The organism is Plantactinospora endophytica (genome assembly GCF_016862915.1).
In the GTDB taxonomy this organism is placed as follows: Bacteria; Actinomycetota; Actinomycetes; order Mycobacteriales; family Micromonosporaceae; genus Plantactinospora; species Plantactinospora endophytica.
Genome location: NZ_BONW01000005.1, coordinates 30,065 through 53,037 on the forward strand (window position 1 = coordinate 30,065; position 22,973 = coordinate 53,037).

Here is a 22,973-nt window from a genome sequence, read left to right on the forward strand (position 1 = left end):
CCGGTCGCAGTGCCGTTCAGGTACGCCTGCGCCCTGACCTGGGTGGTGCGGGTGAACCGTAACGGGGTGCCGGAGTAGACCGGCGAGGTGGCGCCGGGCGGCTGGCCGTCGGTCGAGTACCGGACCTGCGCTCCGCTCACGGTGCTGCCCAGCGCGACCGAGACCTCGCCCTGGAAGGTGCCGCTCGGCACCGAGAACGTGATGTCGCCGGTCGGGTCGGCCTGGGCCTGCGCCGTGGTGTCGGCGGTGCCGTCCGCCGGGGTGACGGCGGTGTCGGTGTCGGTGTCGCCCCGTGCCGCCGTCGGGTCGTGGGCGACCGCGACGGGCCGGCCGGCCGAGTCGTCCCGGTCCGGCGCGGGGGCCGCGGCGGGGCCCAGTGCGGCGGCGACCAGGACACCCGCCAGGTAGTAGCCGAGGGTTCGCATGATCCTCACTCCGTTCCAGAGTTGGTCGGTGGGTGGACGGCTGCGGCCACGAGGCGGGAGGCGGGCGCGCCGAGGTCGAGGTGGGACCGGTGGCCGTGGCGGACGCCGGTGTGCGGGAAGTGCCGGCGCAGGGTGCGCCGCCACGGAGCGGCGGGCAGGTCGGGGCGGAGCGCGGCCAGCCCGGTCGCGTACTTGGAGATCCGGATCGGCCGGTACCCCCGGGCCCAGAGCAGCCGGTCCACGTCCGACGCGGTCGAGCCGGTCTTGGTCTCGACCACGGCCAGGTCCGGCAGCCGGAGCGGACCGGTGTCGCCCTCCCAGGTCAGCTCGGTGTCGATGGTGACCCGACTGGCCGTCGCCGCGAGGAGGAGCGTGCTGCGCCGGTAGCGGGTGACGAGGACGGGGGCGAAGAAGCGGTCACCCAGCTCGATCGACTCCCTGGCCAGGACGTCGTCGACGAACTGCCGGCCGGGGGAGAGGCTCGTCTCGTGATCCGGCCGGTACGGCAACCGGTCCTTCACGGTGCTGCCCCGGGGGCCCTGCGTCTTCACCTCCAGCCAGCATTCGGCCGAGTCGAGATAGGTCCGGGTGCGTACCTTGAACCGGCGGCGTCGGCGCTGCGCCGTGAGCAGATAGCTGGTCAGGTCCGGGGTGTCGAAGTAGGTCGACCGGTAGCCGAACGAGCGGCGCCCGTCGATCTCCAGGGCCAGGGTGTCCGGCCGGACCTGGGTGACGACGGCCCGCGCCTCGCCGATCGGCAGCACGTACTTGCGGTCCACCCTGGTCTGCAACGCGGCGCGCTCGGTCAGCTCGGCCAGGCCGATGGGTGCGAGGTGCGCGGGTAGGGCGCAGTCGACGGCGGTCGCGGTCATCGGGCCACCCCGCCGGTGGCCACCGCCACCGGCCGGACCGCCCGCTGCACCGACGGGTGCGAGTAGCGTACGTCCACCAGGGTGGTGTCGTTGACCAGGTCGAGGCGTTGCACGCTGGCCGAGTGCACCCGGGCGCCGAGCGTCTGTTCGAGATAGGCGACCAGCGCGACGTGGTCGGTGTGGACCGAGTCGAGGAACATGCTCTGCCGTCGGTAGCTGCGGAACAGCCGGGGATGGTCGCCGACGAACATCACCACCAGGATCAGCGCCATCATGGCCGGTACCTGCCAGGCCGGGCCGCCGCCGAGCGCGGAGAGGATGCCGAGGGCCAGCGCCGAGAAGTAGTACGCCACCTCGTGCTGGTCGAGTTCGGTGGAGCGGAGCCGGATGATGGAGAGCACTCCGAAGAGCGCCAGACCGAGACCCAGGCCGGTACCGGCACTGCTGGTGCCGAGCGAACTCGCCACCGCCATCACCCCGATGTTCACCCCGAGGTACGCGGCGACGAGGTCTCGACGCCGGTGGCGTGGAAAGTAGAGCCCGAACACGAGCAGGGTCACTGCGACGATGTCCGCCGCAAAGAGGGCGAGTGGGGGCATGGGTCCTGTCCTCCTGGATGTCATCCGGTGGCCGGTGGGTAAACGGACGCCAACTACCAGGTTACATCGAAGGACATCGATCCCTAGGGACGAGTAACGCTAACAGCTTGTAACGGGTTTTATTTACGACTATCTATCTTATGGCGATGTTGTCGGCATGCGACGGCGGCTCCCACCCGGACCGTCCGGGCGGAAGCCGCCGCAGGTGCACCTGTCGGGCCGGTCGGCCCCACGTCACACCGAGCCGAAGACCGCCAGCCCCGGCAGCGCCCGGTCGCCGTAGTCGAAGAGCGCCTGGTTCTCCCAGCCGTTGCCGGAGGACGGGTTGGTCGGGTCCCAGCCGTTGCCGGCGACCGCCGTCCAGGTGGGCTCCCAGTAGAAGACCCCGAGGCCCCGCCCGTTCGGCACCGACCGGACCACGTCGAACACCGCCCGCAGCGCGTCGGCCTGACCCTGTGGGGTCGCCGGATAGCCACCGGCGGACTGCGACGACGAGTTGAAGATGTTCGGTTCGCCGTCGTCGGCGTTCAGGGTGAAGCCGTACGCGGTCTCCGCGACCAGCACCGGCCGGCCGTACCGGGAGGCGAGGTCGTTCAGGTTGGCCTGGAGACTGCCCAGCGAGCCGTGCCAGTACAGGTAGTGCGAGACGCCGATCACGTCGAACGGTACGCCCCGGGAGGTGGCCTGGTCGAACCACCAGCGGTGCTGCGAGTTGTTGCCACCCTCGGCCAGGTGCAGCATCACCTGGGTCGAACTGTTCACCGCCTTCACCGCGTTGCTGCCGGCGGTGAGCAGGGCCGCCAGGTTGGCCCAGTTGTTGCTCCGCCCGTCCGGCCAGAGCATGCCGTCGTTGATCTCGTTGCCGACCTGCACCATGTCGGCCGTCGTACCCTGCGCCTTCAGCGCGTTCAGCACGTCGTACGTGTGGTTGTAGACCGCGTCGCGGAGCTGGTTGAAGCTGTAGCCGCTCCACGCGGCGGGCTTGTTCTGCTTGCCGGGGTCGGCCCAACTGTCCGAGTAGTGGAAGTCGACCAGCAGCCGCATCCCCTGTGCCTTGATCCGGCTGGCCATGGTCAGCACCCGGGCCCGGTTGTTGTACCCGTCGGCCGGGTTCACCCAGACCTTCAGCCGGGCGTAGTTCACCCCGTTGGAGGTGAGCAGTTGCAACGGGTCCCGCTGGGTGCCGGCGGAGTCCCGGTAGACGCCGCCCCGGTCCTGACTCTTCAACAGCGTGGAGATGTCGACGCCGCGGATCTGGGCGGCCCCGCCCGGATTGCCGGTGCCGCCGCCGGTGAACTCGACGTCGTCGACGTTGATCCAGTTGCCGGCCCGGGCGTCGGAGACGATGGCGGCGGTGCACTGCCCGCCGCTGACCTGGGCGGTCACCGAGACCTGGGTCCAACTCGACGCGGTCGGGATGCTGACCCGCTGTTCGGCGCCGCCGCAGTTGCGCAGCGCCAGGTACGCGGCGACCTGGCCGCCGCCGGAGCGGACCCAGGCCCGCAGCGTGTACGACCCGTTGCCGAGCCCGGTGAGCTGCTGGTAGGTCTCCACCCGGTAGGCGCCGGAGGCCCAGTGCGACAGCCGGTAGTTGCCGGAGCGCCCACCTGCCTCGGTGAAGCTGGCGCTCTGCTGCCCGGAGCTGGACGACTCGGACCAGCCGGTAGGCGTCTGGCTGGCGCCGGACGACTCGAAGCCGGGGTTGGTGATGGTGGCGGCGGCGCGGACGGGGGACGGGGCGGGGCCGGCGACCAGGCCGGCGGCGAGCAGTACGGCGCCGAGAGCGGCGGCGGCCGTACGGAGCGGATGGGACGGACCGCTCATGGGGGTTCCTTCCGTCGAAGGGTCGGGTGGCCGGCGTACCCGCGCTGGTACGCCGACCAGCCAGGTCGGTCGCCGTCCCGCCTCGGGTACGCCGGCCTACCTGGTGCTCATCGGGCGGCGCCGCCGAGTACCCGCAGTCCGGGCAGGGCCCGGCCGGAGTAGTCGAAGAGCGCCTGGTTCTCCCAGCCGTCCCCGGAGGACGGGTCGGCCGGATCCCAGCCGGCGCCGTCGACCGCCGTCCAGGTCGGCTCCCAGTAGAAGACGCCGAGCGCACCCGGTACGGCGGCGACGGTGCTGACCATGTCGCGGATGGCGTCGGCCTGGCCCTCGGGGGTGGCCGGGTAGCCGCCGGCGGATTGCAGGGCGGCGTCGAAGATGTTCGCCTCGTGGTCGTTCTCGTCCAGCGTGAATCCGTAGCCGGTCTCCACCATCATCACCGGCTTGCCGTACCGGCTGGTCAGGTCGAGGAGGTTGGCCTGGAGCGCGCCGAGCGGGCCGTGCCAGTACGTGTAGTGCGAGACGGCGATCAGGTCGAACGGCACGCCCCGGCTGACCGCGTTGTCGAACCACCAGCGGTGGCCGCCGTTGTTGCCGCCCTCGGCGAGGTGCAGCGCGACCCGGCTGCGCGGTGAGGCGTCGGTGACCGCGGTGCTGGCGGCGGTGAGCAGCGCCGCCAGGCCGTCCCAGTTGTCCCAGCGCCCGTCCGGCCAGAGCATCCCGCCGTTGATCTCGTTGCCGACCTGCACCATGTCGGCCGGGGTGCCCTGCCGGCGCAGGCTGGACACCACGTCGTAGGTGTGGTCGTAGAGCGCCTGCCTGAGCTGCTCGAAGGGCAGCTCCGCCCAGGCGGCCGGCTTGAACTGCTTACCAGGGTCGGCCCAGGTGTCCGAGTAGTGGAAGTCGACCAGCAGGCCCATCCCGAGCGCCTTGGCCCGGCGTGCCTTGGCCAGTACGTCCGCCTTGTCGCTGAACCCGTCCGCCGGGTCGACCCAGACCTTCACCCGGGCGTAGTTGACGCCGTTGTCGCGCAGGATCCGCAGCGCGTCCCCGGGCCGCCCGGCACGGTCGCGGTAGACCGCGCCGTAGTGCTCGTTCTTGGTCAGGTGCGAGACGTCGGCTCCGGCGATCCGCAGTGCGGGGGCGTCGGCCGGCCGGGTGGCCGGGGTCAGGGTCAGGTCGTCGAAGTGCGCCCAGTCCCCGGCGTTGCCGTCCGAGACGAGGCCGACGGTGCAGTGGCCGGTGCTGACCCGGGCGGTGAGGGCCAGCTCCACCCACCACTCGCCGCCGGTGCGGGGCAGCTCGACCCGCCGGTCCGGCCCGCCGCAGCCGGTCAGCGAGACGTACGCGTCGCGCTGGCCGCCGCTGGCGCGTACCGCGACCCGGAGGGTGTGGTCGCCCCGGTGTGCTCCGGTGAGCCGCTGGTAGGTCTCCACCCGGTAGGGCTGGTCGGCCCAGTGGGTCAGTCGGCTCGCCCCGGTGCGGCCACCCGGCTCGACGAAGCTGGCGGAGCGCTGGCCGCGCGCCGACCAGCCGGTCGGCGAGCCGTCGGCGGCGGTAGCCTCGAAGCCGGGGTTCGCGACCGCCGCGCCGGTGCCGGCGGGACCGGCCCCGCCGGCCGTTGCCGCTCGCCCGAGATCGGGTACGACCACGGCGGCGACCAGCAGCAGGGCCCCGAGCGCGATCTTCCTGGTGTGCATCAGCGGACATTCCTCCTCAGTGAACCGCCGAGGCGGAACCCCGGCCCGGTCGAACCGCAGATCCAAGGCAGGATTGGGAGCGCTCACAGCCTCCAAATGCCGCCTCGGAGCTGGGAAAACAACGCATATCGGCGCTTCTCAAGAGTGATGTGCTGTGAGCGCTCACGGAACCATCACCGTGCACCGATGTCAAGAGTTGTCGATGTCAGATCCGCAGTGCGCGTACGCCGCCGGCCGGCACCCGGCACACGCCCTGGTGGACGGTGCCGTCGAGCAGGTCGGTGCCGGTCGCCGGCAGTCCCGCGTCCCGGTCGGTGTGGTTGATCGCGACCAGGAACCGGCTGCCGTCGGCACCGGCCCGGCGGACCAGTTCGACCCCGTCCGGCACCCCGTCCGGCGGGACCAGCCCGGCGTCCCGGTACGCCGCCCGGAGCACCGGGCCGAGGCCGGCGGCGGAAAGCCGGGTCGAGACGTACCAGGCGTGGCCGGCACCGAAGACGTGCCGGGTGACCGCCGGCCCACCGGCCGCCGGACCGTCCAGATAGCTCCACACCGGCACGGCGCCCTGCGGCACCACCACCTCGGCCCAGACGTCCCCGACGATCTCCGACCTCGCCACCCCCGCACCGGTGTCCACCGACGTGCCGTCGGCGTCCAGCCGGACCGTCTCGCCGGTGCGCAGCGGCAGGAACTCCTCCACGGTCAACCCGAGTAGTTCGCGCAGTGCCCCCGGATGCCCACCGGGATGCACGGCGTCGTCGGCGTCCACAATCCCGGAGAAGTACGAGACCAGCACCGTCCCGCCGCCCGCGACGTACCGGCGGAGGTTCTCCGCCGCAGCCGGCGTGGTCAGGTAGAGACTCGGTACGACGACCAGCCGGTAGCCGTCGAGAGCCCGCTCCGGGTGGGCGAAGTCCACCGTGAACCGGTCCCGCCAGAGCCGCTCGTAGTAGGCCGCCATCCGCTCCCGGTAGTCCAGGTCCGTCGACGGGCGCCAGTCCAGTTCCACCGCCCACCAGGACTCCCAGTCCCAGAGCACCGCCACCTCGGCGACCACCCGGGTGCCGCGCAGCGGTTCGAGGCCGGGCAGGTCGGCGCCGAGCGCCACCACCTCGCGCCAGACCCGGGTGTCGGTGCCGCCGTGCGGCAGCATCGCACTGTGGAACTTCTCGGCGCCGAACCGGGACGCCCGCCACTGGAAGAAGAGTGCCGACTCGGCGCCCCGGGCCAGGTGCGCGAGGCTGTTCCGGCGCAGTTCGCCGGGGCGCTTGGCGATGTTGCGGGGCTGCCAGTTCACCGCCGAGGTGGCGTGTTCCATCAGCAGCCACGGCCGGCCCCCGGCGACTCCCCGGGTCAGGTCGGCGCACATGGCCAACTCGATGTGGTTGTCGGGCTGCTCGGCCCGCAGGTAGTGGTCGTTGGAGACCACGTCCACCTCGGCCGCCCAGCGCCAGTAGTCGATCGTCTTGCAGTTGGCGATCATGAAGTTGGTGGTCACCGGCACGCCGGGGGAGAGCCGGTGCAGGATGTCCCGTTCCCGTCGGAAGTTGGCCAGGTGCGCGTCGGAGGAGAAGCGCAGGAAGTCGAGCTGCTGGGTCGGGTTGACCGAGGTCGGCGCGGCGTGCGGCGGCTCGATCTCGGCCCAGTCGCCGTACCGCTGGCCCCAGAAGGTGGTGCCCCAGGTGGCGTTCAACGTGGCCAGGTCGCCGTACCGGTCGCGCAGCCAGTCGCGGAACGCGTCCGTCGAGGTGGGGCAGTAGCAGAGCGCGTTGGCGCCGCCGTACTCGTTGTGCGAGTGCCAGAGCACCAGCGCCGGGTGGTCGGCGTAACGGCGGGCGAGCTGTTCGGTGATCCGCGCGCTGGCTTCGGCGTACGCGGGTGAGCTGGGGCAGAACGACTGCCGTGCTCCGCCGCCGAGGCGTACGCCGTGCCGGTCCACCAGGGTCGCCTCCGGATGCCGGCGGCGGAACCAGGCCGGCGGTACGGCGGTCGGGGTGGCCAGGTCGACCGCGATCCCGCCGTCGTGCAGCAGGTCGAGCAGCCGGTCGAACCAGCCGAACTCGTACCGCCGCTCGGCGGGTTCCAGCAGGGCCCAGGCGAAGATCCCGACGCTGACCAGGTTCACTCCCGCCGTACGCATCAACTCGACGTCCTCGGCCCAGACGGACTCCGGCCACTGCTCGGGGTTGTAGTCGCCGCCGTACGCCAGGCGGGCCAGCCGGGGCAGCGGCCCGGCCCGGCCTGCGAGGTCCTCGCCGGTTGCCACGAGTTGCGGGGTCTGACTCATGCGGGATCTCCGAACTGTGCGCGCTCCCAGGGATAGTCCGCATGATTGCACACGGATCTACAAGGCGGACAAGTCATTGGAGGCGACTTGACATGATCGATCGAGGGTCGAAGACTGTGAGCGCTCCCAGTTGTTTCTGGTTGATCACCAGCCGATGACACCGTGGAAACTGAGAGGTTGAGATGACCCGTACGCTCGGCGCGAAGATCCTGGCAGTGGCTCTCGGCGTCAGCCTGGTCGCTGCCTGCACCTCCACTTCGAACGACGATCCCGAGGAGCCGACCGGCCCGGTCGAGCTGACCTTCTGGTCCTGGGCGCCCAACATCGAGAAGCTGGTCGACCGGTGGAACACCGACAACCCGGAGACCAAGGTGACGCTGAGCAAGCAGGCCGGCGGAGCGGACATCGTCACCAAGCTGCTCACCGCCGCCAAGGCGGGCAACCCGCCGGACCTCGCCCAGGTCGAATACCAGGCACTGCCCACACTGGTCAGCAACGACGTACTGGCCGACATCGCCGAGCAGGCCAAACCGCTGAAGGAGAAGTTCTCCGACGGCACCTGGCGACAGGTGACCCTCGGCACCGACGCGGTGTACGCGGTTCCGCAGGACGCCGCGCCGATGATGCTCTACTACCGCGCCGACCTGTTCACGCAGTACGGGTTGACCGTGCCGGGGACCTGGGAGGAGTTCGCCCAGACCGCCCGTACGCTGCGCGGCAAGACGAAGAAGCATTTCCTGACCACCTTCTCCGCCAACGACCCGGGCTGGTTCGCCGGGCTGGCCCAGCAGGCCGGCGCGAACTGGTGGGGGATCGACGGCGAGTTCTGGAAGGTCACCGTCAACGACGCCGGCACGAGGAAGGTCGCCGACTACTGGGGCGGGCTGGTCGGCGAGGGCGTGGTCGACGGCAAGCCGATGTACACCCCGGAGTGGAACAAGGCGCTGAACGACGGCAGCCTGCTGGCCTGGCCCAGCGCCGTCTGGGCTCCGGGCGTGCTGGTCGGCAACGCACCGGCCACCAAGGGCAAGTGGGCGATGGCGCCGCTGCCACAGTGGACCGCCGGGGAGAACCGGACCGGCAACTGGGGCGGCTCCTCGACCGGCGTCACCGCGGCGTCCAAGCACAAGGCGGCGGCGGTCCGCTTCGCCACCTGGCTGAACACCGACGCCGCCGCGACGACAATGCTGGTCCGAGAGTGCGCCGTCTACCCGGCGGCCCGGGACGCCCAGTCCGGCCCGGCGCTGGCCTCGCCACCGGACTTCTTCGCCAACCAGGCCGACTTCTATCCGCTGGCCAAGCAGATCGCCGACACCGCCGCCGGAGTCACCTGGGGACCGAACGTCAACGTCACCTACGAGACGTACCAGGACGCGTTCGGCAAGGCGATCACCGGCAGGACGCCGTTCGGGGCGGCGGTCGACGCGATGCAGACCGCGACCGTCGACGACATGCGGAAGAACGGCTTCACCATCGCCGGCTGAGAACGCCGAACCGCCACTGGCTGGAGACTGCCGGACCGCCACTGGCCGAAGATCGCCGGTCCGTCGCCGGCCGAAGACCATCGGGCCGGCGACGACGACCGGCCGACCGAACGGAGAGTCGATGCCAACGGCCACCCCCGGGGTGCGCCGCCGGGGAAGGCGTACCGGGATCCCGTACGTCTTCCTCGCCCCGGCGGTGATCCTGTTCCTCGCCTTCTTCCTCGCCCCGATCGGGTACGCGGGGTACCTGAGCCTGCGCAAGGTCCGGATCTCCGGGCTGGGGCTGGGCCGGGGCTCCCGGACCGAGGTCTTCGCCGGGCTGGAGAACTACCGCAACGCGGTCACCGACTCCGAACTCTGGTCCGGCGCGTTGCGGGTGCTCGGCTACGGGGCACTGCTGGTGCCGACGATGCTCGGCCTGGCCCTGCTCTTCGCCCTGCTGCTGGACCGGCCCCGGGCCCAACTCGCCCGGTTCAGCCGTACCGCGATCTTCCTGCCGTACGCGGTGCCGGCGGTGATCGCCAGCCTGCTCTGGGGCTTCCTCTACCTGCCGGCGACCAGCCCGCTGAACGACCTGCTGGTCCGGTTCGGGCTGCCCGAGCCGGACCTGCTCGGCACCGACGCGGTCTTCTACGCGGTGGTCAACATCGCGCTCTGGGGCGGGGTCGGCTTCAACATGATCGTGCTCTACACCGCGCTCCGGGCCATCCCGCCGGAGCTGTACGAGTCGGCCCGCCTCGACGGCTGCTCCGAGATCCAGGTCGCGCTCCGGATCAAGATCCCGCTGCTCGCTCCGGCCCTGGTGATGACCACGCTGTTCACGATGATCGCCACGTTGCAGGTGTTCAGCGAGCCGATGACGCTCGCGCCGATGACCAACTCGATCTCGTCGACCTGGACCCCGCTGATGAAGATCTACCGCGACGCCTTCGCCACCGACGACCGGTACGCCGCTGCGGCCACCTCGGTGCTGGTCGCCGCGATCACCCTGGTCCTGTCGTTGGGCTTCCTGCGGCTGGTGCAGAAGCGGGCCTTCGGACAGGAGCACTGAGATGGCCGGAACCGACACCGCCACGACCGGCCGGGGCACGCTCACCGGGCAACCGGAGCGATCGGGGGCCGGAACGGGCGGCCGGCCCGACGGCCAGGGCCGGATCGCCCGGCTGGCGCCGACCGCGATCCTGCTGCTCGGGGCGTTCTACTGCCTGCTGCCGGTGGCCTGGGTACTGGTCGCCGCCAGCAAGGACGCGAGCACCCTGTTCACCAGTTCCACCTTCGCCCCCGGCGACGCGCTGGTCGACAACGTGGCCGGGCTGTCGGCGTACCGGGACGGGCTTTTCTGGCGGTGGATGCTGAACACCCTGCTCTACGCCGGGGTCGGGGCGGCACTCTCGGCGGCCGTCTCCGGGCTGAGCGGGTACACGCTGGCCAAGTTCGCGTTCCCGGGCCGGTCGGTGGTGTTCAACGTACTGCTCGCCGGGGTGCTGGTGCCGGGGATCACGCTGGCCGTGCCGCAGTACCTGCTGCTGGCGAAGGTGGGACTGACCGACACGTACTGGTCGGTGCTGCTGCCCAGCATCGTCAGCCCGTACGGCATCTACCTGGCCCGGATCTACGCGGCGGCGGCGGTACCGGACTCGGTGGTCGAGGCGGCCCGGGTCGACGGTGCGAGCGAGTTCGGCATCTTCCGCAGGGTGGCGCTGCCGATGATGGTGCCCGGCCTGATCACCGTCTTCCTGCTCCAGTTCGTGGCCATCTGGAACAACTTCCTGCTGCCGTTCATCATGCTCGCCGACGACGAGCGGTTCCCGGTCACGCTCGGCCTCTACACGCTGCTCAACCAGGGCAACACCCAGCCGGCGCTGTACCGGTTCGTGATCGCCGGCTCGCTGCTGTCGATCGTCCCGCTGGTGGCGCTCTTCCTGTCGCTGCAACGCTACTGGCGGATCGACCTGCTCTCCGGGGCCACCAAGTCGTAGCGGCGGATGTGTACAGGAAGGGGGCGAGCGGTGTCACAAGCTCCGGTGCCGCCGCCGGTGGCCGACCCGGGGACAATGACAGGGTGACCGCGCCCGATCGCAGCCGTACCCGCCGGATGAGGCCCCGCCCGACCATGGACGACGTGGCGGCGGTGGCCGGCGTCTCCCGGGGTACCGTCTCCCGGGTGCTCAACGGCGGGCACAACGTCAGCGGCCCGGCCTCGGAGGCCGTCCGGCGGGCCATCCGCAAGACCGGGTACGTGCTCAACCAGCACGCCCGGAGCCTGGTCACCCAACGCTCGGACTCGGTGGCGTTCATCCTCTCCGAGCCGCAGGACCGGCTCTTCGAGGACCCAAACTTCAACATCCTGCTCCGGGGTTGCACCCAGGAGCTGGCCGAGCACGACATCACGCTGCTGCTGACCATCGCCGGCACCCAGGAGGACCGCAAGCGCGTCGGCCGGTACGTCACCGGCGGGCACGTGGACGGCGCACTGGTGATCTCCACCCACGCCGGCAGCCCGCTGCTGGACGAGCTGGACTCCCGGGGCCTGCCGTTCGTGGCCGTCGGCCGGCCGCTCGGCCGGGACTCCGACGTCAGCTACGTCGCCGCCGACGACCGGGGCGGAGCCCGGCAGATGGTCAGCTACCTGCGCTCCCGGGGGCACCGCACGATCGGCACCATCACCGGCCCACTGGACACCTCCGGCGGGGTGGACCGGCTCGCCGGCTACCACGACGTGCTCGGCGAGACCGACCCCCGGCTGGTGGTGACCGGCGACTACACCTCCGACGGCGGCGAGGCGGCGATGGAACGGCTGCTGCGCCAGGCACCGGAGCTGGACGCCGTCTTCGTCAGCTCGGACCTGATGGCCAACGGGGCGATCGCGGCACTGCGCCGGGCCGGCAAGCGGGTACCCGACGACGTCGCGGTCGGCGGCTTCGACGACTCCAAGGTCGCCACCACCTCCGTACCGCGACTCACCACCATCCGACAGCCGTGGGCCCGGATCAGCGCCGAGATGGTACGGCTGCTCCTCGGGCACCTGGCCGGCGACTCGCACGCGGCGGTCATCCTTCCCACCGAGCTGGTGATCCGGGAGTCCGCATAACGGCCGAGGTGTCCGGACCTGCCCGGGTCGGGCACGGTGATCCGGGCCGTTCCCCGGCCGATGATCTGGCACGCTGGTAAGCGTGCTGATGGTGCCCGTACGCCAACTCGGGGAGGCCGAGCGCGGCGCGGTGGAGCGGATCCTCGACCTCGATCCCTTCGCCGCCGCACAGGTGGCCGAGCGGGTCACCGCCAACGGTCTCTCCTGGTGGCGGGCGGACGGCCGGGTGCTCGGCTACGGCACCCGGGACAACCTCGAGTCGCTCTGCTGGCTCGGCGGGCAGGTCACCCCGGTCTGCGCCGGCCGGTCCGCCATCGCCGCCTTCGCCGAGGCGCTCGGTGCCGAGGAGCGGAGCTGCTCGTCGATCGTCGGGCGGGCCGACGGGGTGCTCGGGCTCTGGGAGCGGCTCTCCGGCCGGTGGGGACCGGCCCGGGACGTACGCCCAAACCAGCCGCTGCTGGCGACCGGCACGGCGCCGCAGGTGGCGCCGGACCCCGACGTGCATCCGGTCCGGCCGGGCGAGATCGACGCGCTCTTTCCGGCGGCGGTGGCGATGTACACCGAGGAGGTGGGCGTGTCGCCGCTGGCCGAGGACGGCGGGCGGGCGTACCGGCAGCGGGTGGCCGAGCTGGTCCGGGCCCGCCGGGCGTACGCCCGGGTGGTGGACGGCCAGGTGATCTTCAAGGCCGAGCTGGCGGTCGTCACCCGGCGCACGGCGCAGATCCAGGGGGTCTGGGTCGACCCGGAGTGGCGCGGCCGGGGCATCGGAGTCGCCGCGATGGCGGCGGTGGTGCGGGACGCGTTGGCCCGGGTCGCCCCCACGGTGAGCCTCTACGTCAACGACTACAACGCGCCGGCCCGCCGGGTCTACGAGCGGTGCGGGTTCCGCTCGGTCGGCACCTTCGCCACCGTGCTCTTCTGAACTCCGACGGCCCCGCCGACCCCGCTGCCGGTCACCAGGCCCGGAGGTACTGGTCCGGAAGCTGCCCGGTCGCGCCGAGCCGCTGTGCGGCACGGTGCGGCCAGTACGGGTCGCGGAGCAGTTCCCGGCCGAGCAGCACCAGGTCGGCGTCGCCGGTCGCGACGATCGCCTCGGCGTGCTCCGGCGCGCTGATCAGCCCGACCGCGCCGGTCGGCACCCCGCTCTCCCGGCGTACCTGGGCGGCCAGCGGCACCTGGTAGCCGGGACCGAGCGGGATCTCGGCCTCCGGCACGCCGCCGCCGGAGGAGCAGTCGACCAGGTCGGCGCCGGCCTCGGCGAGCAGCTTGGCCAGCAGCACACTGTCGGCCGGGGTCCAGCCGCCCGGTACCCAGTCGGTGGCCGAGATCCGGACCAGCACCGGTACGTCGTCGCCGACCGCCGACCGGACCGCCCGGGTCACCTCGACGGCGAACCGGCTGCGTCCGGTCAGGTCACCGCCGTAGGCGTCGGTGCGGGTGTTGACCAGCGGGGAGAGGAACTCGTGCAGCAGGTAGCCGTGCGCGGCGTGGATCTCGACCGCCTGGAACCCGGCCGCCAGGGCCCGGGTCGCGGCCTGGCCGAACGCGGCCACCACCCGGTCGATGCCGGCCCGGTCCAGCGCCACCGGCGTCCGGTACGACGGCAGGAACGGTGCCGTTCCCGGGCCGACCGGGGTCCAGCCGCCCTCGGCGTCCGGCACCCCGCCCTTGACCGTCGACCACGGCCAGTACGTCGACGCCTTGCGGCCGGCGTGCGCGAGCTGCACCGCCGGCACCGCACCGTTGGCGGCGACGACGGCGGTGACCGGCCGCCAGGCGTCGACGTGTGCGTCCGACCAGAGCCCGGTGTCCCGGGGGCTGATCCGGCCCTCGGGTACGACCGCCGTCGCCTCGCTGACCACCAGCCCGACCCCGCCGACCGCCCGCGACCCCAGGTGCACCCGGTGCCAGTCGGTGGGCAGCCCGTCCAGCCCCGCCGAGTACTGGCACATCGGCGACATCGCGATCCGGTTCGGCAACGTCACGCCACGCAGCGTCAACGGGCTGAACAGCACACTCATCCTCGCTCCTCCCTACCCGCCCCACGGAAAGGGCGCCGAACCGGACCATGCCGTCGAGCCGCCGCCCCGGTACGGGCGCCGAACGGATCGTGGCCTCCCACCGCCCTTGTGGCGGGTGGCGGGAGACCACGGTCAACCTAGCGTCAGGCCGGCTGCGGGGCGGGATCGCGGTCCCGGACCGGCTGCTCGGCCGGCGGCTCCTCGTCCAGCAGTTCGCGCCGGCCGGCGGAGTCGTACGCGGCCCGGTCCAGTACGCCCTCCCGGGCGGCGACCACGGTCGGCACCAGCGCCTGCCCGGCGACGTTGGTGGCGGTGCGGATCATGTCCAGGATCGGGTCGATGGCGAGCAGCAGGCCGGCACCGGCCAGCGGCAGGCCGAGCGTGCTCAGGGTCAGCGTGAGCATCACCAGCGCGCCGGTCAGCCCGGCGGTGGCGGCCGAGCCGACCACCGAGACGAAGGCGATCAGCAGGTAGTCGAGCGGGCTCAGGCTCACCCCGAAGACCTGGGCGACGAAGATCGCGGCCAGCGCCGGGTAGATCGCGGCGCAGCCGTCCATCTTGGTGGTCGCGCCGAACGGTACGGCGAACGAGGCGTACTCGCGCGACACGCCGATCCGCTCCACCGAGCGCTGGGTCACCGGCATGGTGCCGACGGACGAGCGGGAGACGAAGGCCAACTCGATCGCGGGCCAGGTGCCGGCGTAGAAGCGCAGCGGGTTGAGCTTGCCGCCGACGATCAGCACCAGCGGGTAGACCACCAGCAGCACGATCGCGCAGCCGACGTAGACCGCGGTGGTGAACTTGGCCAGCGGCGCCAGCAGATCCCACCCGTACGCCTCGACGGCGTGGCCGATCAGGCCGAGCGTGCCGATCGGGGCGAGCCGGATCAGCCACCAGAGCGCCTTCTGGGTGATCGCCAGCAGCGCCTTGTTGAGGTTGACGAACGGCTCGGCGGCGGCGCCGACCAGCAGCGCGGCGATCCCGGCGACGACGGCCAGGAAGACGATCTGGAGCACGTTGTTCTCGACGAACGCGCCGACCGGGTTCTCCGGGATGATGCCGGTGAGGAAGTCGGTCCACGAGCCGGTCCGCTCGGGCGCCTTGGCTCCGGCGACGTCCAGGGTGACGCCCCGGCCCGGGTTGACCAGCAGGCCGAGCCCGATGCCGACGGCGACCGAGATCAGCGCGGTGATGCCGAACCAGAGCAGGGTCTTCAGCGCCAGCCGGGCGGCGTTGGCCACCCCGCGCAGGCTGACCACACTGACCACCAGGGCGGTGAAGACCAGCGGCGGCACGGCGAGCCGCAGCAACTGGACGAAGATGCCGCCGATCTCGTCGAGGGTGGTGCCGAGCCAGGAGATCTCGGCGGCCCGGGCGAGATAGCCGAGCGCGACACCGAGGACCAGACCGGCGAGGATCTGTACGGAAAATGGAATCTTGCGAATGGCGGACGTCACGGTACTCATGAATGGAGTCCTTTGTCTGGTTCCGGCGCGGCAATCTGAGCCGGGGGTACGCCGGATCGGCGGTCTGCGGTCGGCGGGAACGCGTCAGCCGCGACAGCAGCCGCTGGCCTGCAGTCGAAGGTCGACGTACAGGCGCACGGTCAGAAACCAGACATTGGTCATCGTCAAGAGACGATACGGCGCCGGAGGCGGTAATGAAAGGACGGATCTTCGTGAGGCGCCTTACAACCCACCCCGCCCCGCCGCCGTGATCGCGACAGCCGACCCGTCCCGCCGTCGCTGATCGCTACAGCCGGCCCACCTTGCCACCGCTGACCGCCGCCACAGGTGCCCGGGTCCGGCCGAGGGTGAGCGCGGTGGCCACGCCCCAGACGGCCAGGTCGAGCAGGAGCAGCCGTTCGACCGCACCCATCAGCAGGCTCCGGCCGACCAGCAGCAGGGCGAGCCCGGCGATCGCCGACAGCGGCAGCGCGACCACGGCGGCGGCGACCGCGATCCGGCGCAGCGGCCAGGCCACCCCGGTCGTAGCGGCCAGCGCCAGCATGGCGAAGACCGTGCCGGCCACTGCCGCGATGCTGGCGCCGCCGTGCACCAAGTCGGCCAGGGTCACCCGGTCGAACGGCGGCAGCGGGCAGGCCGCCCGGCAACTCACCCCGGCCGAGACCACCGTGGCGACCGCGCTCGCCACCAGCAGCCCGGTGGCCAGCCGCAGCACCGGCGGCAGGGCCAGGCCGAGCAGCAGCAGTCCACCGGCGGCGGCGAGCAGACCGATCCGGTACGGCCAGACGGTGCCGCTGTCGGAGGCGCCGGCCTCGCTGACGTAGCTGGCGAGTTCCGGGGCCGGACCGGCGAGCACCGCCAGCGTCACCGCCACCGTGCCGGCCAGGATGCAGGCCACGGCCGTCAGTGCGACCGTCGGCCGGTGGGTGCGGGTCACCGCCGTCCGAGCCGGTATGCGCGGCCGGTCCGGCGCGGGAACCGGGCGGCCGGTCGGGCGAACCAGCCATCGACGCCGGTCTTCCGGACGAACTGTGCCTGCGCCATGCGGCCAAACCTATCCCGCCGCCGGACGGCCGGTAGAAGATCCGCTTGACAGGCCCTAAAGTGTGGGTCGATCACCACGACGGCCGGGTTCGTCGGCGCTGCCTGCCCGGCTGCGGGGTCGTGGCCGACCAGCCCCTGTGCGGGCCGGAACGACGAGCTGAGGCGGATATGCGACTGCCGGACGGGCTTCCCGCGGACATCGATCTGACCCGGCCCAGCGCCGCCCGGGTCTACGACTACGTCCTCGGCGGTGCACACAACTTCGAGATCGACCGGCAGCTCGCCGAGCAGATCGCCGCGATGACACCGAACCTGGCCGAGACGATGCGGGCCGGCCGGGCGTTCCTCCGGCGGGGCGTACGGACGCTGGTCGGCGCGGGCATCGACCAGTTCCTCGACATCGGCTCGGGCATCCCCACGGTCGGCAACGTGCACGAGGTCGCCCAGCAGGCCAACCCGGCCGCCCGGATCGTCTACGTCGACATCGACCCGGTGGCGGTGGCGCACAGCCGGTCGATCCTGGCCGGCAACGAGCGCACCACTGTGCTGCACGCCGACCTGCGTGAGCCGGACCGGATCCTGGCCGAGGCCGAGAAGCTGGGTGCGATCGACTTCGGCCGCCCGGTCGCCGTACTGCTGGCCGGCGTGGTGCACTTCGTGCCGGACTCGGACGACCCGCAGCGGATCCTGGCCACCCTGCGCGCCGCCACGGTGCCCGGCAGCTACCTGCTGCTCTCCCACTCGACGCACGAGGACCAGCCCCGGGAGATGCTCGACGCGCAGCGGCTCTCCGCCCGTACGGCGACCGAGATCACCCTGCGGTCCAGGGCCGAGATCGCCGCCTTCTTCGGCGACTTCACCCTTCTCGAACCGGGCTTGGTGCACATGCCACTGTGGCGGCCGGACGAGCCCACCGACCCGGGTGAGCATCCGGAGCGGCTCGGCGCCTTCGGCGGCGTGGGCCGGCACGATCGCGGCGCGGGCTGACGGTGTCGACCTCCGTCGACGGAGCCGCCGGGAACGAGTCGCCGGTCTCCGCCGCCGACCCCGAGTCGCCCGCCTCCGCCGCCGACCCCGGGTTCGACCGCTCCGGCGCTCACCGGTACGCGGAGCAGTGGGCGCGGGCGGCGGCCCGGCACGGCTTCGTGGCGACGAGTACGGGCGAGAACCAGCGGCTGCTGCTCGCGCACACCGTACGGCTCGCCCAGGCGGTACTGGCCGAACCGTTCGCCGCCGAGGCGGGGCACGACATCGGCCGGGCCCTGGTCGAGGCCCACCTCACCGAGCCCGGGGTGCTCGACTGGTCGGTACGCGCCCTCGGTGAGCAGTTCCGCCCGCTGGTGCTGCCCACCCGCACCGAGCCGGAGACGGCCCGCCGGATCGCCGTCCTCCAGGGTGCCCTGTCGGCCGGGTTCGCCCGGGCGCTGCGCGAGCGGACGCTGGGTCAGCAGGAACGGATCGCCCAGGCCGCCTGGGAGGCCCGGGACCGGGTCGAACGGGCACTGCGGGACAGCGAGGCGCGGTTCCGGGCGGTCTTCGTCGACGCCGCGATCGGGATCGGCATCGCCGACGTCGACGGACAGATCGTCGACGTCAACCGGGCCTTCGCCGAGTTGCTCGGCTACACCGTCGACGAGCTGCGCAAGATCAACGTTTCCGCACTGTTCCATCCGGACGACGCCGCTGGGATGTGGGAGCTGTACCAGGACCTGGTCGAGGGCAAGCAGGACGCCGTACGGGTCCAGAAGCGCTACTACCGCAAGGACGGCAGCGTGGTCTGGACCGACCTCGCCGTCTCGCTGATCCGGCACGACGACGGCCGGCCCCGGTACACCGTGGCGATGGTGGAGGACATCACCGAGCGGCACGAGTTCCAGCAGCGGCTGCGCCACCAGGCGACGCACGACCCGTTGACCGGGCTGCCGAACCGTACGCTCTTCCTCGACCGGCTCGGCGAGGTCTTCGCCACCGGCGGGCCGGACGACCGGGTCGGGATCTGCTTCCTCGACCTCGACGGCTTCAAGGCGGTCAACGACAGCCTCGGCCACGACCTCGGCGACAACCTGCTCGTCACCGTGGCCCGGCGGCTCGCCGACTGCGTGGCCGGGCAGGGCCACCTGGTGGCCCGGATGGGCGGCGACGAGTTCGTGATCCTGATCGACCAGGGCGCCGGCTGCCGGGCGGTGAAGGCGGTCGCGGCCGAGGCCCTGGCCGCCGTGGCCGAGCCGGTGCAGGTCGGCGAGCACCGGCTGTCGGTGTCGGCCAGCATCGGCGTGGTCTCCGGGCCGCTCGCCACCACGTCGGTCGCCGAGCTGATGAAGGCCGCCGACGTCACCCTCTACTGGGCCAAGGCGGAGGGCCGGAACCGCTGGGTGAGCTACGACCCGGCGCGACGGTCCCGGGAGCGGACCAGGTCGGCCCTGATCGCCGGCATGGCGGCGGCGCTGCAACGGGACGAGTTCCTGATCGACTACCAGCCGATCGTGACCCTGGCCGACGGGACGATCTGCGCGGTGGAGGCGCTGGTCCGGTGGCAGCATCCGGAGCTGGGGCTGCTCGGCCCGGACGAGTTCATCGGCCTGGCCGAGGAGACCGGGCTGATCGTCGAACTCGGCCGCTGGGTGCTGGCCCGGGCCTGCGAGGCGGCCAGCCGGTGGCACCGGGAGTTCCCGGACGCCCGACTGGTGGTCAGCGTCAACCTGGCCGCCCGGCAGGCCCGTGATCCGGCCGTGGTCGGCACGGTGTCGGAGGTGCTGCGCCAGACCGACCTCCCCGCCGACCTGCTGCAACTCGAACTGACCGAGAGCGCGGTGATGGCCACCGCGGGCGAGCCGCTGCCCGCGCTGCGCAAGCTGGCCGCCCTCGGGGTACGGCTGGCGATCGACGACTTCGGCACCGGCTACTCCAACCTGGCGTACCTTCGCCGGCTGCCGATCCACAACCTCAAGCTCGCCGGCCCGTTCGTCGAGGGGATCCGGTCCAGCGACCGGCAGGGTCTGGTGGACGGCCGGATCGTCGACGCGCTGGTCCGGCTGGCGCACGCGCTGGGGCTGACGGTTACCGCCGAGGCGGTGGAGACGGTCGGCCAGGCCGACCAGCTCCGGGCGCTGGGCTGCGACGCCGCCCAGGGACGACACTTCGCGGCACCGGCACCGGAGGGCGAGATCACCCGGTGGCTGGCCGCCCGCGCGGAACGGCGCCGGGAGGGCGTGCGCTGACGGGTACCCGCCCGGTGGGTGTCGCCGAGCTGCGGGTCGACCGCGAGCTGCCGACGAAGGCCGACCGGCCCGGGGGTGGGCGGATGCGGTACCCGTCGGACCGGTAGGGCACCCTGGAGGCGTGGACATGACCGACACCGAGTCAGTGGTGACCCTCCTGTGTGGCGTGACGATCGTGATCGGCGTCTGCGGGGTGATCGTGCCGATCATCCCCGGGCTGATCCTGTGCTGGCTGGGCGTCGTGGTCTGGTCGTTCTTCGGCGACGGCGAGGGCGTCGGCCGCTGGGTGGTGCTCGGCCTGGCCACCCTGATCACGGTGCTCGGCAGCACCGTGAAATACCTCTGGCCGGGGCGGAACCTGAAACGCAGCGGGGTGCCGACGCTGTCCCTGCTGGCCGGCGGCGTACTCGGGCTGGTCGGGTTCTTCGTGGTGCCGGTGGTCGGGCTGGTGCTCGGGTTCGTGCTCGGGCTCTGGCTGGCCGAGCTGGCCCGGCTCGGTGACGCGAAGCAGGCGTGGCCGTCGACCCGGCACGCGCTGGCGGCGGTCGGGCTCGCCCTGCTTGTCGAGTTGGCCGCCGCGCTCGGCATCACCGGCATCTGGCTGGTCGGCCTCGTCCTGACCTGAGGATTCCGCGTCCGCCCGTCCGATGGCGGGGTGGATGCGGGGCGCGGAGTGGATGCGGGGCGCGGGGCGGGCGCTGGCACGACGGGCGTCGTACCCGATGAGAGAGGTGACCGCGCCCCGCGCCGCCGCGGGAGCCGGGTTGTCCGAGAACCCGGCGTCGGACCCCTGGAAGGGGCCCTCGGGTCCGGCGGTGCCGGACCGGCGCGCCGAGATCGCGCGCTGCGTCGTCCGGTCAGGCCAGGGACCCGGTGCGCCGGCATCTGCGGCGCCTGGTGGGTAACTCCTGCTGCCATGTCACGCTACGATCATGCGCCGGTCGCGCCGGGTCGGCAACGCAATTACCAGCGTCGACGCGGCGTGCGGGGCCGGCGGGCGGGCGGTTCAGCCGACCGGGATGTCCAACTCGGGTACGTGTTCGGTGGCGGCGGCCAGCACGGCGCCGGTGAGCCCGGCCGGCAGCCCGGCGCGCTCGGCCAGCCGGTCGACCGTGACCTGCTGCCGTTCGAGCAGTTCGACCGCCTTGCCGAGCAGCGACGGCTGTTCGCGGGGGCCGAGGTCGCCCGGTTCGGGATAGCCCCACTGGGCGAGCACCGCCATCCCGCGCCGGTAGGTGTGCTCCCGGTAGACGCCGAGGTCGTGGCCCCGATAGACCAGCGCCTTCAGGCTGATCCCCCAGCGCCGCTTCAGTTCGTGCAGCTTGTCGAAGTCGAGCCGGGCCGGCAGTTCGTCGCGGAGCGCCGCACTCGGCGCCAGGAACTCGGAGGCGAACGCGGTGGCCTGCCGTTCCAGGAGCTGACTGCCCGGCTCGGCGTCGTGGTGCATCAGCAGGTGGCCCAGCTCGTGCGCGGCGTCCATCCGGGACCGGGCCCGGTCGTCCTTGCCCGGGTTGAGGAAGACGAACGGACGCTGGCCGTACCAGTGGGAGAAGGCGTCGACCCGCTCGGAGACGTCCGGCAGGGCGAGCACGATCACTCCGGCGGACTCCAGCAGCCGGATCACGTGCGGTACCGGGGCCGCCCCGAGGGCGAACGCGTCCCGGGCGGTGACCGCTGCCCTGCGTACGTCGTCCGGGCCGGTCGGCTCGGCCAGCTCCAGGTGCGGCAGCCGCAGCCGGGGCAGCCGGAGCTGCCGCTCGACCACCTCCACCACCCGCCAGGCGAGTTCGCCGAACGCCTCCGCCTGGTCCCGTTCGGCCTGGCTGGTGGTCCGCAGGCTGCGGAAGTGCGCCTGACCCGAGGTGACCGGCACGCCGAAACCGGCGGCGAAGAACTCGACCGGCATCGACAGTGCCAGGGCCAGCCGGGCCAGCGCCGCCGCCGACGGGCGGGCCTGGCCCAACTCGTACTGGCTGACCGCCGCCGCCGTCACACCGACCTGTCGGGCCAGCTCGTTCTTGCGCATCCGGCGCCACCGGCGGGCCAGGGCCAGGGCGTGCGGCGAGAAGGCGGCGGCTGCCGCGGCGGCGGGTACCGGCGGTCGGAGCCGGCCCGTCACGCGGAGCGCTCGGCCGACCGGCCGGGTACGACGCCGAACCGGCGCTCCCCGGCCTCGGACCGACGCGCCTCGCCGTCGGACTGCAGGGCCAGCAGGTCCAGCTCGGGAATCGGCAGATCGGCGGTACGCGGCTGCGGCACCGTGCCCTCGACCACCGGCAGCGGCGCTCCGGCGGTGGCCGGCTCCCCGAACCAGAGGCGTACCTCGAACCAGGGGGAGCCGCTGTCCCGGTTGTCCCGGGGCAGCCCGATGTAGGCGACCGCCTCGCCGGTGACGATGTCGCCGGTGTGCGCGACCCGGATGTGCCGCTTCGGCGGCAACACACCCGCGAAGACCTCGGGGAACTGCCCCTCGTCGTCGAAGGCGAGCTGCCCGTCGCGGCTGTTCTCCACCGCGCCGCCGAGCCGGGCCTCGCTGCCCTCCCAGCGGATCGACTCGATCCCGCCCTGTAGCGAGTAGAGCCGGACGACGTAGCCGGCGCAGACGATCTCCAGCGAGTTGTCCTCGACCCGGACCACGATTCCGTCCAGGGCGTCGAACTCGGCCTTGCCGAGGTTGGTCAGGTTGCGCCACACGGTGGTGCCGAAGCTCATCGCGTCGTCGCCGAGCTCGGGCTCGTGCCGGTCGGCGGCACGCCGGTAGACCTGCTGGATCAGTCGGCCCAGCCGGCCCAGTACGCCCCGCTCGTCCAGTACGGCCACCGCGTCACCCAACAAGGTCATGCGGAAAAACCTAGCCGACACCCCGGATGATATTGCGGAAATCAAGTGCCGACACGTCGGTGATTTCCGGGCGCCTCGCCGCACGCACCGTCCTCCCGGCCGTG

Annotated in this window: 18 protein-coding genes and 1 pseudogene; 8 read left to right on the top strand and 11 right to left on the bottom strand. The window is 72.2% G+C overall.

Features of this window, described 5'->3' with window-relative positions:
* Positions 1–8: 8 nt before the first annotated feature.
* The 6 genes and pseudogenes from Pen02_RS42485 to Pen02_RS07535 form a co-directional block, all read right to left on the bottom strand.
* Positions 9–425 (bottom strand): annotated as a pseudogene (locus Pen02_RS42485) (chitobiase/beta-hexosaminidase C-terminal domain-containing protein); the annotation flags it as partial.
* Between the two features lie 5 nt (positions 426–430).
* The gene (locus tag Pen02_RS07515) at positions 431–1,297 is read right to left on the bottom strand and encodes a polyphosphate polymerase domain-containing protein (RefSeq protein ID WP_203865208.1); all 867 of its coding nucleotides are present in this window, start codon (positions 1,295–1,297) and stop codon (positions 431–433) included.
* Positions 1,294–1,896 (bottom strand): DUF4956 domain-containing protein, encoded by a 603-nt coding sequence (locus tag Pen02_RS07520; RefSeq protein WP_203865209.1) that lies wholly within the window; start codon positions 1,894–1,896, stop codon positions 1,294–1,296. Before Pen02_RS07520 ends, Pen02_RS07515 begins: the two co-directional genes overlap by 4 nt.
* A gap of 234 nt (positions 1,897–2,130) precedes the next feature.
* The gene (locus tag Pen02_RS07525) at positions 2,131–3,720 is read right to left on the bottom strand and encodes a glycoside hydrolase family 53 protein (RefSeq protein ID WP_203865210.1); all 1,590 of its coding nucleotides are present in this window, start codon (positions 3,718–3,720) and stop codon (positions 2,131–2,133) included.
* Between the two features lie 107 nt (positions 3,721–3,827).
* Positions 3,828–5,417, bottom strand: a complete 1,590-nt coding sequence (locus Pen02_RS07530; protein ID WP_203865211.1) for a glycoside hydrolase family 53 protein — start codon at positions 5,415–5,417, stop codon at positions 3,828–3,830.
* A gap of 205 nt (positions 5,418–5,622) precedes the next feature.
* The gene (locus tag Pen02_RS07535) at positions 5,623–7,704 is read right to left on the bottom strand and encodes a beta-galactosidase (RefSeq protein ID WP_203865212.1); all 2,082 of its coding nucleotides are present in this window, start codon (positions 7,702–7,704) and stop codon (positions 5,623–5,625) included.
* A gap of 182 nt (positions 7,705–7,886) precedes the next feature.
* On the opposite strand from Pen02_RS07535, the gene Pen02_RS07540 reads away from it, so the two are divergent.
* The 5 genes from Pen02_RS07540 to Pen02_RS07560 all read left to right on the top strand — a co-directional run bounded on the left by Pen02_RS07540 (position 7,887) and on the right by Pen02_RS07560 (position 13,201).
* The gene (locus Pen02_RS07540) at positions 7,887–9,188 is read left to right on the top strand and encodes an ABC transporter substrate-binding protein (protein ID WP_203865213.1); all 1,302 of its coding nucleotides are present in this window, start codon (positions 7,887–7,889) and stop codon (positions 9,186–9,188) included.
* A gap of 121 nt (positions 9,189–9,309) precedes the next feature.
* Positions 9,310–10,239 carry a carbohydrate ABC transporter permease gene (locus tag Pen02_RS07545; protein ID WP_203865214.1) on the top strand — a complete coding sequence of 310 codons (930 nt, stop codon included), beginning with the start codon at positions 9,310–9,312 and terminating at the stop codon, positions 10,237–10,239.
* Position 10,240: 1 nt separating this feature from the next.
* Positions 10,241–11,167 (top strand): carbohydrate ABC transporter permease, encoded by a 927-nt coding sequence (locus Pen02_RS07550; protein ID WP_203865215.1) that lies wholly within the window; start codon positions 10,241–10,243, stop codon positions 11,165–11,167.
* Between the two features lie 83 nt (positions 11,168–11,250).
* Positions 11,251–12,279 (top strand): LacI family DNA-binding transcriptional regulator, encoded by a 1,029-nt coding sequence (locus Pen02_RS07555; protein WP_203865216.1) that lies wholly within the window; start codon positions 11,251–11,253, stop codon positions 12,277–12,279.
* Between the two features lie 82 nt (positions 12,280–12,361).
* Positions 12,362–13,201: a GNAT family N-acetyltransferase gene (locus tag Pen02_RS07560; protein WP_203865217.1), complete on the top strand. Its 840-nt coding sequence runs from the start codon at positions 12,362–12,364 to the stop codon at positions 13,199–13,201.
* A 31-nt stretch (positions 13,202–13,232) separates the two neighbouring features.
* Here Pen02_RS07560 and Pen02_RS07565 read toward each other — a convergent pair whose 3' ends face one another.
* From Pen02_RS07565 to Pen02_RS07575, 3 genes are all read right to left on the bottom strand, one after another.
* Positions 13,233–14,300, bottom strand: a complete 1,068-nt coding sequence (locus tag Pen02_RS07565) for an NADH:flavin oxidoreductase/NADH oxidase (RefSeq protein WP_203865218.1) — start codon at positions 14,298–14,300, stop codon at positions 13,233–13,235.
* Positions 14,301–14,443: 143 nt separating this feature from the next.
* Complete coding sequence (locus tag Pen02_RS07570) at positions 14,444–15,745, bottom strand: dicarboxylate/amino acid:cation symporter (protein ID WP_203865477.1); 1,302 nt, start codon at positions 15,743–15,745, stop codon at positions 14,444–14,446.
* A 307-nt stretch (positions 15,746–16,052) separates the two neighbouring features.
* Complete coding sequence (locus Pen02_RS07575; protein ID WP_203865219.1) at positions 16,053–16,703, bottom strand: DUF998 domain-containing protein; 651 nt, start codon at positions 16,701–16,703, stop codon at positions 16,053–16,055.
* Positions 16,704–16,978: 275 nt separating this feature from the next.
* On the opposite strand from Pen02_RS07575, the gene Pen02_RS07580 reads away from it, so the two are divergent.
* The 3 genes from Pen02_RS07580 (at position 16,979) to Pen02_RS07590 (ending at position 20,653) form a co-directional block, all read left to right on the top strand.
* Complete coding sequence (locus Pen02_RS07580) at positions 16,979–17,797, top strand: SAM-dependent methyltransferase (RefSeq protein ID WP_203865220.1); 819 nt, start codon at positions 16,979–16,981, stop codon at positions 17,795–17,797.
* Positions 17,798–17,799: 2 nt separating this feature from the next.
* Entirely contained in the window at positions 17,800–20,028 is a 2,229-nt protein-coding gene (locus Pen02_RS07585) for a putative bifunctional diguanylate cyclase/phosphodiesterase (protein WP_203865221.1), read from the top strand.
* 127 nt (positions 20,029–20,155) lie between these two features.
* Positions 20,156–20,653, top strand: a complete 498-nt coding sequence (locus tag Pen02_RS07590) for a DUF456 domain-containing protein (RefSeq protein ID WP_307837701.1) — start codon at positions 20,156–20,158, stop codon at positions 20,651–20,653.
* 381 nt (positions 20,654–21,034) lie between these two features.
* Here Pen02_RS07590 and Pen02_RS07595 read toward each other — a convergent pair whose 3' ends face one another.
* Positions 21,035–22,147, bottom strand: a complete 1,113-nt coding sequence (locus Pen02_RS07595) for an XRE family transcriptional regulator (protein WP_203865223.1) — start codon at positions 22,145–22,147, stop codon at positions 21,035–21,037.
* Positions 22,144–22,869 carry a hypothetical protein gene (locus tag Pen02_RS07600; RefSeq protein ID WP_203865224.1) on the bottom strand — a complete coding sequence of 242 codons (726 nt, stop codon included), beginning with the start codon at positions 22,867–22,869 and terminating at the stop codon, positions 22,144–22,146. The genes Pen02_RS07595 and Pen02_RS07600 overlap by 4 nt, the downstream gene beginning before the upstream one ends.
* Positions 22,870–22,973: the final 104 nt, after the last annotated feature.

Excerpts from the sequence above, each read along its gene's own strand:
- Pen02_RS07580 (WP_203865220.1), top strand. The coding sequence starts at position 16,979 with ATGCGACTGCCGGACGGGCTTCCCGCGGACATCGATCTGACCCGGCCC.
- Pen02_RS07550 (WP_203865215.1), top strand. The coding sequence starts at position 10,241 with ATGGCCGGAACCGACACCGCCACGACCGGCCGGGGCACGCTCACCGGG.
- Pen02_RS07540 (WP_203865213.1), top strand. The coding sequence starts at position 7,887 with ATGACCCGTACGCTCGGCGCGAAGATCCTGGCAGTGGCTCTCGGCGTC.
- Pen02_RS07535 (WP_203865212.1), bottom strand. The coding sequence starts at position 7,704 with ATGAGTCAGACCCCGCAACTCGTGGCAACCGGCGAGGACCTCGCAGGC.
- Pen02_RS07530 (WP_203865211.1), bottom strand. The coding sequence starts at position 5,417 with ATGCACACCAGGAAGATCGCGCTCGGGGCCCTGCTGCTGGTCGCCGCC.
- Pen02_RS07600 (WP_203865224.1), bottom strand. The coding sequence starts at position 22,869 with ATGACCTTGTTGGGTGACGCGGTGGCCGTACTGGACGAGCGGGGCGTA.
- Pen02_RS07590 (WP_307837701.1), top strand. The coding sequence starts at position 20,156 with ATGACCGACACCGAGTCAGTGGTGACCCTCCTGTGTGGCGTGACGATC.
- Pen02_RS07515 (WP_203865208.1), bottom strand. The coding sequence starts at position 1,297 with ATGACCGCGACCGCCGTCGACTGCGCCCTACCCGCGCACCTCGCACCC.
- Pen02_RS07520 (WP_203865209.1), bottom strand. The coding sequence starts at position 1,896 with ATGCCCCCACTCGCCCTCTTTGCGGCGGACATCGTCGCAGTGACCCTG.
- Pen02_RS07545 (WP_203865214.1), top strand. The coding sequence starts at position 9,310 with ATGCCAACGGCCACCCCCGGGGTGCGCCGCCGGGGAAGGCGTACCGGG.
- Pen02_RS07525 (WP_203865210.1), bottom strand. The coding sequence starts at position 3,720 with ATGAGCGGTCCGTCCCATCCGCTCCGTACGGCCGCCGCCGCTCTCGGC.
- Pen02_RS07565 (WP_203865218.1), bottom strand. The coding sequence starts at position 14,300 with ATGAGTGTGCTGTTCAGCCCGTTGACGCTGCGTGGCGTGACGTTGCCG.